The 16,448-nt window shown below is 43.7% G+C and carries 13 protein-coding genes and 2 pseudogenes; 3 read left to right on the top strand and 12 right to left on the bottom strand.

Annotated features, from left to right (window positions below; translation table 11 throughout):
- Positions 1-172 precede the first annotated feature (172 nt).
- Both JCM10512_RS01120 and JCM10512_RS01115 read right to left on the bottom strand, forming a co-directional pair.
- On the bottom strand, positions 173-556 hold the full coding sequence (locus JCM10512_RS01120) for a DUF3037 domain-containing protein (protein ID WP_044159648.1): 384 nt from the start codon (positions 554-556) through the stop codon (positions 173-175).
- Positions 534-1,315 (bottom strand): annotated as a pseudogene (locus JCM10512_RS01115) (HipA family kinase). The gene JCM10512_RS01120 and the pseudogene JCM10512_RS01115 overlap by 23 nt, the downstream one beginning before the upstream one ends.
- Before the next feature lie 376 nt (positions 1,316-1,691).
- Here JCM10512_RS01115 and JCM10512_RS01110 point away from each other — a divergent pair.
- Entirely contained in the window at positions 1,692-2,750 is a 1,059-nt protein-coding gene (locus tag JCM10512_RS01110; RefSeq protein ID WP_044159646.1) for a DUF2027 domain-containing protein, read from the top strand.
- Positions 2,751-2,834: 84 nt separating this feature from the next.
- On the opposite strand, the gene JCM10512_RS01105 is transcribed toward JCM10512_RS01110, so the two are convergent.
- The 10 genes and pseudogenes from JCM10512_RS01105 to hemW all read right to left on the bottom strand — a co-directional run bounded on the left by JCM10512_RS01105 (position 2,835) and on the right by hemW (position 12,201).
- Complete coding sequence (locus JCM10512_RS01105) at positions 2,835-3,191, bottom strand: hypothetical protein (protein WP_044159644.1); 357 nt, start codon at positions 3,189-3,191, stop codon at positions 2,835-2,837.
- A 527-nt stretch (positions 3,192-3,718) separates the two neighbouring features.
- Positions 3,719-4,321 carry a LysO family transporter gene (locus tag JCM10512_RS01100; RefSeq protein ID WP_044159643.1) on the bottom strand — a complete coding sequence of 201 codons (603 nt, stop codon included), beginning with the start codon at positions 4,319-4,321 and terminating at the stop codon, positions 3,719-3,721.
- The gene (locus JCM10512_RS01095) at positions 4,318-4,596 is read right to left on the bottom strand and encodes a LysO family transporter (RefSeq protein WP_044159642.1); all 279 of its coding nucleotides are present in this window, start codon (positions 4,594-4,596) and stop codon (positions 4,318-4,320) included. The genes JCM10512_RS01100 and JCM10512_RS01095 overlap by 4 nt, the downstream gene beginning before the upstream one ends.
- Before the next feature lie 4 nt (positions 4,597-4,600).
- A complete protein-coding gene (locus JCM10512_RS01090) occupies positions 4,601-5,299 on the bottom strand; it encodes a hypothetical protein (protein ID WP_244436803.1) in 699 nt (232 codons plus the stop codon).
- A 76-nt stretch (positions 5,300-5,375) separates the two neighbouring features.
- On the bottom strand, positions 5,376-6,356 hold the full coding sequence (locus JCM10512_RS01085; protein WP_044159640.1) for a DUF4249 domain-containing protein: 981 nt from the start codon (positions 6,354-6,356) through the stop codon (positions 5,376-5,378).
- A 6-nt stretch (positions 6,357-6,362) separates the two neighbouring features.
- Entirely contained in the window at positions 6,363-9,065 is a 2,703-nt protein-coding gene (locus tag JCM10512_RS01080; RefSeq protein WP_044159639.1) for a TonB-dependent receptor, read from the bottom strand.
- Positions 9,062-9,945 (bottom strand): annotated as a pseudogene (locus JCM10512_RS01075) (FecR family protein). Before JCM10512_RS01075 ends, JCM10512_RS01080 begins: the two are co-directional and overlap by 4 nt.
- 19 nt (positions 9,946-9,964) lie before the next feature.
- The gene (locus JCM10512_RS01070) at positions 9,965-10,399 is read right to left on the bottom strand and encodes a hypothetical protein (RefSeq protein ID WP_044159637.1); all 435 of its coding nucleotides are present in this window, start codon (positions 10,397-10,399) and stop codon (positions 9,965-9,967) included.
- A gap of 90 nt (positions 10,400-10,489) precedes the next feature.
- Positions 10,490-11,044 (bottom strand): RNA polymerase sigma-70 factor, encoded by a 555-nt coding sequence (locus JCM10512_RS01065; RefSeq protein WP_044159630.1) that lies wholly within the window; start codon positions 11,042-11,044, stop codon positions 10,490-10,492.
- Between the two features lie 23 nt (positions 11,045-11,067).
- A complete protein-coding gene (gene hemW / locus JCM10512_RS01060) occupies positions 11,068-12,201 on the bottom strand; it encodes a radical SAM family heme chaperone HemW (protein ID WP_044159629.1) in 1,134 nt (377 codons plus the stop codon).
- Positions 12,202-12,471: 270 nt separating this feature from the next.
- On the opposite strand from hemW, the gene fusA2 reads away from it, so the two are divergent.
- Positions 12,472-14,628, top strand: a complete 2,157-nt coding sequence (gene fusA2 / locus JCM10512_RS01055) for an elongation factor G2 (RefSeq protein WP_044159627.1) — start codon at positions 12,472-12,474, stop codon at positions 14,626-14,628.
- A gap of 265 nt (positions 14,629-14,893) precedes the next feature.
- On the top strand, positions 14,894-16,447 hold the full coding sequence (locus JCM10512_RS01050) for a sensor histidine kinase (RefSeq protein ID WP_044159625.1): 1,554 nt from the start codon (positions 14,894-14,896) through the stop codon (positions 16,445-16,447).
- Position 16,448: the final 1 nt, after the last annotated feature.

The raw sequence follows: 16,448 nt of genomic DNA, 5'->3' as shown, positions 1-16,448 counted from the left end.
AGTTACACGGATAGGATACAAACCAAACTCTTAAGTCCGCTTAAGCTTTCCATGGTTACAAATAACTCTATCGGGATTGCAAATATAAGATGATTTGTTGTCATTTGGACATTTATAGGATAGAATTAGTGGGTCTAAGCAGCCTTTCTCATGTTTATTTCCTGCCAACTAATCAAACGACCAGTTCGTTGTACAATACTTCAAATGTGGCATCCAAATCATCCGAGAAACCGAGCCGGGCAACAGACGTTTGTATGCATGTACTGCGAACGGCTGTCAGCCAGCGGAAACGTTCGGTAATGTCAAGCTGTGCTATTCCTCCCCCTTCTCTGGTGCCGGAGCAGATCTTGTCAAATGCCGAAAGGTTCGCGCACAAAGAATCCATGTCCAGTTCCGTAGAGAAAAGGCGCATTCTTTCTTGGTTCACGTTGTAGCGTACCTTAAGATACGCAAGTCGTTTTGAATATAGGATAAGGCCCACGTTCAGAAATTCTTCTCGTTCTACACGGGGCACTACCCGAATAACAGCATATTCATATAAGTGCTTCTCTAGCATGTTGTATTTCTTTAGTAAAGAGATAAGAATGTTTTAATCTTTCAGACAGAAAGTTGAAATACGTCTGTCGTATGTCTTGTGGCGTTTCTTTCTCACCTCCCCAATTAAGCCATTCATCAGGCAATAAACTCACTATTTCCCCAATCTTTTCAGGGGTCAGTATCTTCTTAAATTCAATGTCTACTTCGTTCAGCTTATCTGCATACGGCAGTAGCACATGATCTTTTATATATGTAAACGGACTTAGCGCATGCTTTTCCCAATTTTCCCACGAATGATGAAAATAGAGTGAGGCCCCCTGATCTATTAGCCACAATTCTTTATGCCACATCAGCATATTGGTATTACGTACCGTGCGGTCTACATTGGTCAGAAAAGCGTCCATCCACACAATCTTCGAGGCGGTCAGGCTATCTACCTGCGTTGCTACGGGATCAAAAGTCAGTGCCCCCGAGAGAAAGTGCAATCCCAGATTTAATCCTCTGCTACCCTTTAAGATGTCTTGTATTTCTTCATCGCCTTCGGTACGGCCAAAGGCTTCGTCGAGGTTGATAAAAACTAGTTCAGGAACCCGGAAGCCGAGCGTATGAGCTACAACTCCACCGATAAGTTCACTTATGAGCATCTTACTCCCATGGCCTGCCCCACGAAACTTGACAACATATTTAAACCCGTCATCCGCTTCGGCTAAAGCGGGGAGCGAGCCACCTTCCGCAAAGGGGTTATATAACGTGTTACGTTTACGGTACGTATTTCCATCTTCTTTATCTGTTTTTTGGGTAATGGAAAAAAACGATTTGATTGGTATGTAAATTTGCACCTCATACCTTTAAATTCTCCTGCCTTTCTAATAAATAGGTAGTAGACAAATATACAGTGTTTTTTTATCTTTGCAATATTTAGAAGAGAAGAAATGTCTGGGTTAGTAGAAGTTTGCCCGACAGCTGTTTTTTTTAAGCCAGTAGAGAATCGCTTAGTCGGAATGGTCTAAAATGTTGGCGGATTAAAATAAAAGTGAATAGAATTGATGGTACAGAGTGTTTTATGTACTTTTGTAAGCATTAAGGCCGTACCGACCTGCGAGAGGGAAATATGGCTCTGATGTTAGTTTGAAACTCTAATTGGAAATAGAACGATGAAAATAGGAGATAAAGTACGCTTTCTGAGTGAAGTGGGTGGTGGAATCGTAACAGGATTCAAAGGAAAAGACTTTGTGTTAGTAGAAGACGCTGATGGCTTCGATATTCCGATGCCGATACGCGAGTGTGTCGTAATCGAAACTGACGATTACAACATGAAGCGGAAACCGGGAGCAACCACGCCGAAAGCCACCGAACCGACGAAGCCTGTGAAGCCCGAAATGTCGGCTGTACAACGACAAGCTGAAGTGCGTGGTGGCGATACGTTGAATGTGTTTTTGGCTTATGTTCCCGCCGACAGTAGGGCGATGAGCACAACTCCATTTGAAGCTTATCTGGTGAATGATAGCAACTATTACTTATACTATACATACCTGAGTGCGGAAGGGAAAGCGTGGAAGAACCGTTCGCATGGCTTGGTAGATCCTAACACCAAACTGCTGCTTGAAGAGTTTGCCAAGGATCAACTGAATGACATGGAACGGGTGGCTGTTCAGTTCATCGCTTTTAAAGATGGCAAATCGGCTGCTCTCAAACCTGCCGTTAGTGTCGAGCTACGTATTGATACCGTCAAATTCTACAAGCTACATACGTTTACGGATTCGGATTTCTTTGAAGAACCGGCTTTGCTTTATGATATCGTGAAGAATGATGCACCTGCCAAGCAAGTGTATGTGTCGGCCGAGGAGATTCAGGAAGCTTTATTGCAGAAGAAGGCCCCGGAGAAACCCCGGTCGCAACCAATCGTGAAACCTCACCGTGGAGAGAAGTCCGGCATCATCGAGATCGATCTTCATATTGACTCCTTGCTGGATGATACGAACGGACTGAGCAATGCTGAAATGCTGAATTATCAGCTCGACAAATTCAGGGAAGTTATGGAGCTCTATAAACAGAAACGTGAGCAGAAGATTGTCTTTATTCACGGCAAAGGAGATGGTGTGCTTCGGAAATCGATTGTTGATGAACTGAAACGGAAATACAGTAATTGCCGCTACCAGGATGCATCTTTCCAAGAGTACGGATTTGGAGCTACAATGGTGACTATCAAATAGAGCAAAGCTTTTTTGAGAAGATATAAAAAAAAGAAAGGGTGCAGATTTCACGATCTGCACCCTTTTCAATGATGTCTCTGTCTATTATTTGTTCAGTTCGATACCTTTGTTCATCAAAGTGATGTTCATCAAGGCGGCGTACTTAGCATATTGTTCGTCAGTTAACGTTTTTCTCATCAATTTCAGATTGCCGTATACTGCGTTGTACAGTTTAGCGTCTTTGTCCTTCTTTGCTGTAGCAGCTTTGGACATTTGCTCGGAGAAATAATCGCAAATATTTGTCACTTCTTCACTCTGAACAGAGCTTAATTTCAAATATCTACCCAATTTGCTCACATTGATGTTTCCTTCCCATTTTGCAGTTGTAGGTTGATTCCCTGCTGCAAAAGTCGTAGCAGTCAGGCAGATTGCTGCCACTAATGTTAATCCTAAACGTTTCATAATACCTACTTTTAATTTGTTATTCTAAAAACTATTCCTAAAAACTAAATCTAATACCTATTGAAAAACTTCTAAGCGCTTAGTCTTTCTTTTTACCTATGCAAATATAGGAATATGTTTTATAACACAAAAACGAAACGTAGAAAAAGAGTCTTTTATCGGTGTTTTCTTGATTTAGATCAAGAATAAGTCTCGGAAATATTCTAAATAGGGGCGAATTTGAAACATATTTGTAATACGTGTGCGCAAACGTGCGTTTCTAGTGTTTCTTAAAAGCGTTCTATTCTATCATATTGGTAGTGCAATATTATGCGAAGACTAATTCCTCCGAATGAATAGTTTATGGCCTTCTTTAGTAGATGTCAGTTCGTTACACCGTGGTGTCTCTTTCGTTCGACCCAGGTGTAACGGAAGTTTGACCTAGGTGTTCCTTTCGTTCGACCCGGGTGAACGAATGCTTGTATAAAGCAGACTTCTTATTTTAATAAGGCATACGGGTAATACCTCGGAGTCTGTATGTGCTGTAACTACAGCGAACAAAAGAACGTTACCAGAAAAGGAACGCTGAAATCGACAATAAAGCCGTGGAAGATGGAAAGAATCACGAACTCTTTGCCGGAATACTGGGTGATGATGGGGAGCGTGGTATCCATGGTGGTGGCTCCCCCTACCGAGATGGGAGCTAGCTTCCCGAAGTATTTGACAAGAAACGGAGCCGCCAGCAAGGCAATGATCTCCCGCAAGATGTTGGATAGTAAGGCGATTGTACCCAATTCGGGCCCTTTGTATTCGGTAATGAAAATGCTGGAAAGAGAATAATAGCCGAAGCCCGATCCGACAGCCATGCATTCGGCTAGCGAGCGATGACTCATCAGGCTACCTGCCACCGCACATCCCGCCAATGTGCCCAGTATGGTTATGATGGGCAGAAGTACGAGGCGGGGATTGAGCGAGCGAAAGCTTTTTAGAGTTTGCGGATCATTGCCGATGTTGATACCTACGCAAAGCATCAATCCGCAAAGAACATAATAGCTCAGGTCATTCTGCGTAAAATCATACGGGATGAGATGATGAAAGCCGCATAACGCACCTACCACAAAGAAAGAGACAATAATTAAGCTACCCTTCATGGCTTCTCCCTATTTTTCTGATAAAGCAGATACCAAAGTCCCCATGCCGCCAACACACTTCCGATGACTGCCGCCAGCGTGATGATAAGCGCATCCATCCCCAACGAATACAATCCTTTCACAATGCGTTCGTTTGCTCCCACATTGACTCCGAGTAAAAAAAGGAGCAGCCAGATGAATACGGTAATGACCCGCGGAATCCACGACAGGCGTTTGAAGCGCATCGTGTAGCCTATCAAGATACCAGCCAACATGATTCCAATGATCGTGAACATAGGGTTAGGGTTTGTTTTGAGGTGGCAAAGATAACACTAAATGGATTTCTTGGCTAATCTCTTCTACGATTTCTTTGGTTACCATTGAAAGGCATTCCGTCATCTCGTCGAGACAGGCGGCATTGGCTCCATACGAATCTTCATATTTTTGTCCGTTGGCCGTTTGCTGCCGGTCTACTGAATAGGTCTTGTCAAGCAGGCAATCTTCTCCTTGCGTCAGGCGAATGGAAATAGCCAAACGGGAGCGTGCCGGACGAGTTTTATTGCTTATAACCTCCATCGTTTCTCCATCGAACCAAAAGAAACTCGAATTATTGAGCTTAACCCCGGCGGAAGTTTCGTTTGTTCGGATCTTTACTTCCAATCGGTAGGCCGAATCGGGAACGCTCTTCTCTTTTTGATTATCTATCAAATGAAAACAAGTGCTGCTATTGCATTCGGTAAGCAATGCCTCGGTCAGGAATTCCCGGTAAAGCTGGGTTAGTGAGTGCTCGCCCAACTGAATCCGGAAGAGTTCTCCGCTATAATTATAGAGTAACAACGGGACTAGCGTATATCTTTTACGTTTCACCCGTGTATAATAATCCATATTGGAATAGTCGATGAAATTCAAATACACCGTTTGCTTCGCTTCGCCCAGATAGGTAGGCGATGTGAGTTCGTAATACAAGCCGGACTTCAAAGCATGTATCTCTTTTTGCATAGCCCGGCTGCTTCGACAGGCCGAGAGCAGTGGGAGTATGCAGATTATGAGAAAGATCTTATGCGATTTAGCCATATTATTTTCCGATGTGAATGGTTTGACTTACTTCCGTACTTACTCCTAGTATGCCGGTTCCTCCATGCACATTGCTGGGGAACTTGATCGGTTCGTTGAATGTTTCGTCATAGGCGTCGGAGTCTATCAGGTTGAGTGCTTTCAGGTAGTAAAACTCCGTTTCGGTGATACTCGATAAGCGTATAACGACTTGAACATTATCTACGTAGCTCGAGTAGCCCAGCGGATCGGCTCTGTTGTACACAGTCATGGTATAGGAGTCGTTCCTGAAACGTGTGTTGTCGAATACTCCATATAAGTTTTTCGCCGTATCGAAAAGCCCACTGTCTTCGTCGTCTCCGGTGGATGGCTGCCCGTCTGTCAGTACGATGTCTTCACGAGCTATAAATTGGTAATCGTGATGCGTTTGTGTAACCCACTCATCCTTTTCATCATTATACTGGGTAGCTGTGATTTGTTTGTCTACAATCAACCGATAGAAATTATTCTCATTGGAATGATCTTTAAAGGTTATTCGGTAGCGTAGATAATTCTGGGTATAGCCACTTTGTGTAATCGGTACCGTAAGCGTATCGATATTTATTATTTTTTCAAGACGCTTCGGTACGATGACCTCCGCCCAGGCATGATGTTCCCCGTCATCCGTAAAAGCATCGATGCGTATGGCATCGCCCGGATTGAAATGGCTTGTTAGTTTAAAGCGGCATTGATTATCGTTGTCCGTCTGCGGAGGTAACGGGCGTAAGCTTTCGGTTAGTTTCCCGTTTACGCGTACTTCAATAGCGGCCTCTTTTACGTGTGTCGTAGATTCTCTTCCGGTCAAATTGAGGTAGAGGGTGTTAGTCAGGCTGTCTGCGTTCAGCAGCGCATTGATAACTAATTTGGGAGGATTCTCCTTGAGGTTAAAAGGAAGCTCATTCTCGCAGGAGGCAACCAAAAGCGTTGCGAACAAGATGGATAGATAGTATATATAGTTTTTCATACGTTCTTAGAATTTATACGTGTAAGTAAATGATGGGATGAGAGGCAGAATCGTATATTTCTTGATTACCACCTTGTCTGAATTATTTTTGCTGGTGCTGCGATAAACAAAAGTCGGATTCATGGCATTGTAGGCATTGTATAAACTGATATTCCAGATCCGCATTCCATGTTTGGTTTTCTTGTTGAAGTTGACGCCGATATTTAGCCGATGGCTTGCCGGCAAACGGTAATTGTTGCGTTGCTCCACATAAGAAGCTTCCGATACGGTTGGTGTGTTGTTGCCGGAAGGATAATAATAACCGTAGTCTGCGGACCATCCCCCAAAGCCGCTGTTTGAACTACCTTCGGGACGAATAATGGTCGTTTTTTCTTCAGGGATCGTGCTGGTGCCACCGGTGTAGAATACCCATGACGCACTGAGGTCGATTCGGTCGGTGAGTTGGTGGCTAACGGTGAGGTTGATGTTATGGCGTCGGTCGTACTTATACGGAAAACGCTCGCCATTGTTGATGCCACCTTTGGCAAACTTACGATCACTTTTGGATAGTGTATAAGAGATCCAGCCGGTTGTCTTGCCCATTGTTTTCTGCGCCATCAATTCGATACCTGCCGACCGCCCTTTGCCCATTTCTACTTTATTCTCCCATCCGGCCGAAGAACCGAAGAAGCTAACTCCCTCTTTGTATTCCAAAACATTACGCATATCCTTGTAGTAGCCCTCTAACGAGAATTCCCAGCCGCGGATGCCGGTGTAATATCCACCGAGTGCATATTGATGTGAGCGCATCGGCTTAATCTTCTGAGTTACCGGAACCCATAAGTCCGTTGGCATGGCGATGGGCGTTGACGATAGCAGATGTACGTATTGGCTCATTTTCGTATAGGAGGCTTTAAGGGCAATGTCTTTACTGACCTGATAACGTGCGGACAGGCGGGGTTGTAAAGAGAAATAGCTTTGTTGCTGTACATGAAACATGGATAGATGGAGCCCGGCGTTCAATCGCAGAAGAGGTCCTATCTTCATTTCATCTTCTGCGTACGCAGTCACTTCATGAGCGGATATGCGGCTGTTGTTTATGTTGTGGTAAGTTGTATCGCGTTCGACTTGGTGATTGCTCAGGTCGGCAATCTTGGAAGTCATCACTTCCGGACGAAACCGATGATAAAGGTAACCTGTGCCGAATTTGATGTGATGTGCAGGAAGCGGATTGTAGTCGAAGTCTAGTTGATAACTCCAGTCGCGGATGCCTGAGTGGTAATTGGCCGAGTAACGGTTCACCATTGACTCGTTGGCATTCGACGTCTGATTGTACGTGTATGCGTTGGTAGTAAAAAGATAATTATTGTAGGCAACTGTGGTGTTGCTGAACAAACGGTTGTTGAATATATAGTTCCAGCGGGCGGAAACAATCGTGTTTCCCCAGTCCATACCACTTCCGTCGGTGTAATCGGTATTCGAATCATATTGGGCTGAGAAGTGATCTTTTCCATTGTAAGCACTTAGAAACAAACGGCTTCGATCGGAAAATTTATGATTGACTTTGGCGTTGAGATCGTAAAAGTAATAACTGTACTTTTCGTCGTCAGGCATGAATGGCTTGGCTAATAAATCGAGGTATGACCGCCTGACGGAAATGTTGAAAGACGTTTTATCTTTCACAATAGGGCCTTCCAGATTGATTTTGCTGGTTAACAAGCCGATGCTGAATGTACCGTGGTAGTTCTTCATGTCTCCGTCGTTGGTGCGCACATCAATGACCGAAGAGAGACGCCCGCCGAAACGTGCCGGAAAAGAACTTTTAAATAAGGTCACCTTTTTTACGGCTTCGGGCGTGAATACAGAAAAGAAGCCGAACATATGATCTACATTGTATACCGGGGTTCCGTCTAGTAAAATTAGATTCTGGTCGGGACTACCACCACGTATATACAATCCGGCCGAGCCGTCTACACCCGCCTGTACGCCGGGCATCAGTTGGATGGCTTTCATCACATCTGCTTCTCCCAAGATACTGGGAACCTTGTTGATCTGTAAGGTCGGTATTTCGATTGCCCCCATTTGTGTGGCCCTGGCACCTGCCTCTGCTTTGTCGGATATGATAACCACCTCCTGCAATTGGTTATTATCCGCTAGTTGCACGTTGATCACAGTGTCTTTTTGCAAAACAAAGGAGTGCTGCTCGGTGGTGTAGCCCAGATAGGAGAAGCGAAGTTCGGCTTTTCCTGCGGGGAGGGTGATGCTATAAAAACCGTAAGGATTGGTTGTACTGCCTTGATTCTGATGACTGTCAATAATATTGGCCCCAATCAACGTCTCGGAAGACGTTCCGTCTGTAACATATCCGCTGATTGTAAATTTACGGCTTACGGGTTTAGTTGTTTTTTTCTTTTGCAGAAGAATATGCTTGCCGGACAATCGGTAGCTGATGGACTCGTTCTTGAATACATTGTCAAGAACTTCCGGCAGAGGCATTTCCTTCACATTCAGATTGATCTTTTGTGTAATAACGATCTCTTCGCCATAAATGAATGAGTAGCCGGTAGATTCTTCAATTCGTTTGACGAACTCTTTCAATGTAGCGTCTTTCAACTTTAACGAGATGTGAACCGCTGTGTTCTGTGTATGAGCTTGGGTTACATAGAAGAGAATAACAACCGTTAGCAAGATTGTTCTGCTGAGGCTTTGAGCAGCGTATCCTTTTTTCATTTTACGTTAGGTTTAGTGGTAATGACAATTTGTTTGTTTTGCTGTGTGAATCTGAAATAACCGGCACTTTGCAGTACGGATAATATGTCGTTCAAATCTTCTCCATTACGGAAGCGAGCCGTGATTCGATAGTTGAGCAGCGCACTGTCGCTATCTGAATCGAAACGCCAAACGAATTGGATAGTTCGCGGACAATATGCTTTAGGGGCATCTGATCGAATCTAAATTCTCCTTGGCGCCAGCATATCTCATCTTTGGCATTCTCTGAGTGGCTGCGAGTTAATTTGCCGTCTACCTTATTATATATAGCTGTTTCATTAGGCTTCAAAATAATAGGGGCAGCGTTTCCTTGACTGCTGACAGCTACCGATCCCGTCAACAATGTCGTTCGTATCTCCGGATTGTTTTGATAAGCGTCTATGTTGAATTGAGTACCGAGTACTTTCACCTGGATCTTTCCGGCTTCTACAATGAAAGGCCGTTTTTTATCTTTGCTAACTTCAAAATAGCCTTCTCCGGTCAGTGCGACTTCCCGGTTACCGTTGCCGAACCGCTCGGGGTAGGTTAATGAAGAATAGTGGTTTAGCGTAATGCGAGATCCGTCCGGAAGGTGAAAGGTCTGTGTTTCAGCCAACGTAGACACAGTCTGCAAGCTTCCGGGCTGCGTATATAAATAAGCAGTCCATACCGATAGGCAGAGTAGGGCAGCGGCTGCCACTGCGGCGAATGATCGAATCCAAAGAGTGCGACGGGTACGTGTGTGCAAGCGCTTCTTCAGCATCGGATAACTGGCTTTTGCGGAGAAGTTACCCCGGGGTGAGCGGGTAGACGTAATCAGTTTGTTGAGTATCTCCTCCAAATCGGCATCGGTATATTTCATCTGGTTCTGTATTGCTTGATTATTTCTGTTTTAAAAGGATAGTCAGCCGGCTGGTTGTACCTTCTTTCCATTGCGGTGTGCAAGACAAGGTTATATTTTGTTGCTTGAATGTCATCCGGTTGGGGAATACTTTAACGACTGTCGTTGCCGACTTACTTCCGGCTTTGATGGTAACCTGGCTTTCTGTCAGGCTTATAATTGCTGCTTGTCCCGAAGTTGGGGCGGGTATAGAGAGTGATACCGTTCTGTCTTCCTTCGACTTGCTCGTGGCAATAATCGCAATGGATAGATCGTATTCGGCTAGCTCTTTATCATGTTCTTCCAACAGTTTGGATTGTTTGAATCCTACATAGCCTTCAGGATAATTATCAGACTTATTGCTACATGCATATAGAAAGGGTAGCATGATTGAAAGAAAGAGGGCCTTGGTACTTAAGTCTTTTAGCTTTTTCATAATTCCGGTCTTTTGATTAATAAATCTGTTTGTTTATTGATAAAGACAGGAGAGGAACAAAAACTCCCTACTCTTTTTCTTAAATAAATGTTAATTGAATTCGGAGCGGCTAATCATCGCTTTCAATCGGCTGACTGCTTTCTGCAAATGAGCGTCTACGGTTTTTATGCTGATACCTAAATCATCCGCTACTTGGGCGTAGCTTTGTTTCTCTTCCCGAACCCGGATAAAGATCTCTCGACAGCGTTCAGGAAGGCGATCGAGTGCTTTTACATACATTGCGAAAAGCTCTTCGCTGACGAGTGACTCTTCGGGGGAACTGTCCGCAGCAGATGATTCGGAAAGAGCATCAGTATGGAAGTTGATGTGCTTCGATTCTTTCTCCAAGAAGTTAAGTGAAGCGTTTTTAACCAGAATAAAACAATAGTCTTCGATGTTTTGAATGTCGAGTAAACTGCTTCGCTGGTTCCACAACTTTAAAAAAACATCCAGTACAATCTCCTGTGACCACTCCTCTTTCTTCACATAATAATAAGCGATTCGGAAAAGACGATCATAGGTCATATCGTAAAAGCGACGGAACGCTTGCTGCGAGTTTTGCTCTTTAATCTGCCTTAGCAATTTTCGTACTTCCGATTCGGTCATGGGCGCTAAAGTTTGAATTCGAATTATTCTTCTACAAAAAGTAAATCCCTCATGATGCTGTCGGAAATGAAAACGCCTTCCCGCGTTAAGCGTAATGCTCCGTCGCGCTCCTCCAGTTTACCACTTATTATATAAGGAGTAGCCATCTCTCTGCAATAGTTTAAGAATTCCGAGCCATACGCCTCTTCCAACCTCTGCAGAGAAATCCCCCATTGGGTGCGTATGGAAGTAATGACCATTTCATTGTAGGCGGTAGCTTGGTCGCGCGGCTCTGTTTCAAAGTTCCGGCTATTCTTCTCAATAGCTTCCATATATTTATGAATGGAAGCAATATTCCATTCGCGCGATTCTCCGTTAAAAGAATGGGCGGAAGGCCCGCATCCTAAATAAGGAATTCCTTTCCAATAGGATGTGTTATGGCATGACTGTTTACCGGGTTGGCAGAAATTGGAGATTTCGTAATGCTCGTATCCGGCTTCCTGAAGACCATCCATCAGGAGCGTAAAGAAGCGTACACTGCTTTCTTCGTCCACCTCGTTTATCTGTTGCTTTTGTAGCATTTTGTAGATGGGCGTACCCTCTTCATACGTTAGATGGTAAGCCGAGATATGTTCCGCGTGCAGATTGATCGCCTGCTGGAGATCGTATTTCCAGCGCTCTTCCGTTTCACCGGGTAAACCGTAAATAAGGTCGACGCTTATGTTTTGGAAACCCGCTTCCCGGCATCTTGCCACCGCTTCTAAGGCTTGCTTGGCTGTGTGGCGACGCTTGAGCAGTTTCAATGTCGGTTCGTCAAACGTTTGTATGCCCATGCTGAGGCGGTTGAAAGGCAGTGTGGAGAGCATTTGCAAATATTCCGCTGACAAATCATCCGGATTGGCTTCTAAGGTAATCTCCTTACAGTGCTCTAATCCGTAAACCGCTTGTATGGTATCGAATATCCGGCAGAAATCTTCTTCCTCCAGCTGAGAAGGGGTTCCTCCCCCGAAATATACCGTTTCGATAGGCTCTCCATTCAGGTAATCTCTTCGCATTTCAAGTTCACGGCAAAGTGCCGAAACGTAGCGCTCTTTTAATTCGCTATGCGTCGTGGAGTAGAAATCACAATAGATGCAGCGAGTTTTACAAAAAGGGATATGAAGATAAATACCAGCCATAAACGCTATACTTTAGTTTTGAGATCGCAAAAGTAAAGCTATTTATCGGATAACTCAAAAGATGGTATTGTATTTATTCGTTTTTTTTATCCGTGCGTGGTTGGCGGCAAGTGCTGATGCGGTACGAAGAAAAAGAACAAAGATGCTTCATAACATTGTTTTGTAACACTATCCTTGTTGTTGCTTTTCCCCCAATTAATCCCTAATTTGCGGGTCACAATTAATGGTATGTGAGAGCATACTGAGTAATTATTTTAAATCTTTTATATTATGAAGGTATATCAGACTAATGAAATTAAGAACATTGCCTTATTGGGAAGTTCTGGCTCTGGGAAAACCACTCTCGTGGAAGCAATGCTTTTCGAGAGTGGTGTTATAAAACGTCGCGGAACAATTGCCGCAAAAAATACGGTTAGCGATTATTTCCCTGTTGAACAAGAGTATGGTTACTCCGTTTTCTCAACCGTTCTTCACGTAGAATGGAATAACAAAAAGCTGAATATAATAGATTGCCCGGGTTCAGATGACTTCGTAGGAAGTACAGTTACCGCGCTAAACGTGACCGACACCGCAATAATACTTCTCAATGGCCAGTACGGCATCGAAGTCGGCACGCAAAATCACTTCCGATATACTGAAAAACTGAATAAACCCGTCATTTTCCTTGTCAACCAGCTTGATAATGACAAATGCGATTATGATAATATCTTGGAGCAGCTCAAAGAAGCCTACGGCTCTAAGGTTGTTCCAATTCAATATCCAATCACGACCGGGCCGGACTTCAATGCCGTGATTGATGTTTTGTTAATGAAAAAATATTCGTGGAATCCCGAAGGTGGCGTTCCTATCATCGAAGAGATACCGGCAGAAGAAATGGATAAAGCCATGGAAATGCATAAAGCTCTCGTAGAAGCTGCCGCTGAAAATGATGAAGCGCTGATGGAAAAGTTCTTCGAACAGGATTCGCTCACTGAAGATGAAATGCGCGAAGGTATTCGCAAAGGCTTGGCTGCTCGCGGTATGTTCCCGGTTTTCTGTGTTTGTGCAGGCAAAGACATGGGAGTCCGTCGTTTGATGGAATTCCTGGGCAATGTAGTTCCGTTTGTATCTGAGATGCCGAAGGTGCAAAATACAAAAGGGCAAGAAGTGACTCCCGATGTGAATGGACCGGAATCTCTCTATTTCTTTAAAACAAGCGTAGAACCTCATATCGGTGAAGTCTCTTACTTTAAAGTCATGAGTGGAAGAGTACGCGAAGGTGACGATCTTGTCAACGCCAATCGTAGTTCCAAAGAACGCATTGCGCAGATTTATGCGGTAGCCGGTGCCAATCGTATCAAAGTGGAAGAGCTGCAAGCCGGAGATATTGGCGCTGCCGTTAAACTGAAAGATGTAAAAACGGGCAATACCCTGAATGGAAAAGACTGTGATTATACGTACAATTTCATTAAGTACCCGAATTCCAAGTATACCCGCTCTATCAAACCACTGAATGAGGCCGATGTAGAAAAGATGATGACTATTCTTCATCGCATGCGCGAAGAAGATCCGACGTGGGTGGTAGAACAGTCGAAAGAACTACGTCAAACCTTGGTACACGGACAAGGAGAATTCCATTTACGTACCTTGAAATGGCGTTTGGAGAATAATGAAAAGATCTTAGTGAAGTATGGAGAACCCAAAATTCCTTATCGCGAGACCATTACCAAACCTGCTCGTGCCGACTATCGTCATAAGAAGCAGTCAGGAGGAGCCGGGCAGTTTGGTGAAGTACATCTTATTGTAGAACCCTATAAAGAAGGAGTGCCGGTTCCGGAAACCTATAAGTTCAACGGACAGGAGTTTAAGATCAGCGTGCGTGGTACCGAAGTGATTCCGTTGGAATGGGGTGGTAAACTTGTCGTTGTGAATAGTATTGTCGGCGGATCCATCGACTTACGCTTTTTGCCCGCTATCCTTAAAGGGATCACGGCACGTATGGAGCAAGGGCCATTGACCGGATCATACGCCCGCGATGTACGCGTCATTGTATACGATGGCAAGATGCATCCGGTAGATTCCAATGAAATTTCCTTTATGCTCGCCGGGCGTAATGCGTTTAGCGAAGCGTTTAAAAATGCCGGGCCGAAGATTCTGGAACCTATTTATGACGTAGAAGTCTTTGTTCCTTCTGATAAGATGGGCGATGTAATGGGAGATCTTCAGGGACGCCGTGCCATGATTATGGGTATGAGTAGCGAGAAAGGATTCGAGAAATTGGTTGCTAAAGTACCCTTGAAAGAAATGTCATCTTATTCTACAGCTTTGAGTTCTTTGACCGGTGGACGTGCTTCTTTTATTATGAAATTCTCAAATTACGAACTTGTTCCGGCTGATGTGCAAGACAAGCTAATTAAGGAGTTTGAAGCAAAACAGACCGAAGAATAACAACTTGTTTCCCTTTTATTGTTAAAGCCGCCGTGTTTTTTAAGTAAAATACGGTGGCTTTTGTTTAACTATGATTAATTAAGATTGAAAAAGACACGCTAAATAATTAATTTTTTATTAAATTTGCAAACCAAAGGGTTCTGTTTTTTGTTATAATAACCAGAATATAATCTAAATAGCTTCTTTCGGTTAATTTACAGAAACTGTCGGTTAAATGAAGTTAATGAATTAGGAGTGTTAATTAGGGAGTGTTAATTTTGTTGCTATGAAGAAGTCAACAATTTGGATATTAGGTATTGTAATGGGGCTTTCTTTTCTGAGCTTACTCTATTTACAGGTAAGTTATATTGAAGAAATGATTAAAACCCGAAAGGAACAATTTGACTCTGCCGTACGCAACAGCTTGGAACAAGTTTCAAAGGATGTGGAGTATGCGGAGACAAGGCGCTGGTTGATTGAAGATATATCAGAAGCGGAGCGGAATGCTTTGACGGCAAACAATGCATCCATGCAGCAACATGACTTGATTCAAAAGACCCAACGCTTTACAGTTAAATCTCGCGACGGCAAGGTTTATTCCGATTTTGAGCTGAAAGTGATGACCTCCAAGCCGTCGGAACTTCCGAAAGCTATGATTTCTCCTTATCGGGGAACCAGAACCATACCGGAAACTTCGCGCTCATTGGTAGAAGCTATCAAAAACCGGTATATGTTTCAGAGAGCCTTGCTTGATGAAGTTGCCTGGCAGATGATTTACCGGGGAAGCGATAAGTCGATCGGAGAACGGGTCAAGTTTAAAGATTTGGATGATTATCTGAAGTCTAATTTATATAATAATGGAGTCGACCTGCCTTATCACTTTGTGGTAATAGACAAAGACGGCAGAGAAGTATACCGTTGTGCCGACTACGATGCGAAAGGAAGTGAAGACTCTTATCTGCAGGCCTTGTTCAAGAACGATCCGCCCGCGAAGATAAGTATTTTGAAAGTTCACTTTCCGGGGAAGAAAGATTATATCTTCGACTCGATCAGTTTCATGATTCCGTCGTTGATATTTACGCTGGTGCTGTTGATGACATTCATCTTTACGATTTATAGTGTCTTCCGTCAGAAGAAACTGTCTGAGATGAAAAACGACTTTATTAATAATATGACGCATGAGTTTAAGACGCCTATTTCCACGATCTCGTTAGCTGCGCAAATGCTGAAAGATCCGGCGGTAGGGAAGTCACCTCAAATGTTCCAGCATATATCTGGAGTCATTAATGATGAAACGAAGCGTTTGCGGTTCCAAGTGGAAAAAGTCCTTCAGATGTCGATGTTCGATCGGCAAAAGGCTACGCTGAAGATGAAGGAAATCAACGCCAACGAACTGATAACCGGGGTTGTAAATACCTTCGCATTGAAGGTCGAGCGCTACAATGGTAAGATCACATCGAACCTTGAGGCCATTGATCCCGTTATATTTGTAGACGAGATGCATATTACCAATGTGATATTCAATTTAATGGATAACGCAGTGAAATATAAGAAACCCGAAGACGACCTCGAACTGAACGTGAAAACGTGGAATGAACCGGGTAGGTTGATGATTTCAATTCAAGACAATGGAATTGGAATAAAGAAGGAAAACCTGAAAAAGATATTTGAGAAGTTCTATCGCGTGCATACAGGTAATCTGCACGATGTGAAGGGCTTCGGATTAGGTTTGGCTTATGTGAAGAAGATTATCATGGATCATAAGGGAACCATTCGGGCGGAAAGCGAACTAAACATAGGAACTAAATTTATTATTGCATTACCTTTATTAAAAAAATGAT

This window comes from Bacteroides reticulotermitis JCM 10512 (genome assembly GCF_000517545.1).
Classification (GTDB): Bacteria; Bacteroidota; Bacteroidia; order Bacteroidales; family Bacteroidaceae; genus Bacteroides; species Bacteroides reticulotermitis.
Note: the sequence above shows the minus strand (reverse complement) of the source record. Positions and strands in the feature narration are given on the sequence as shown.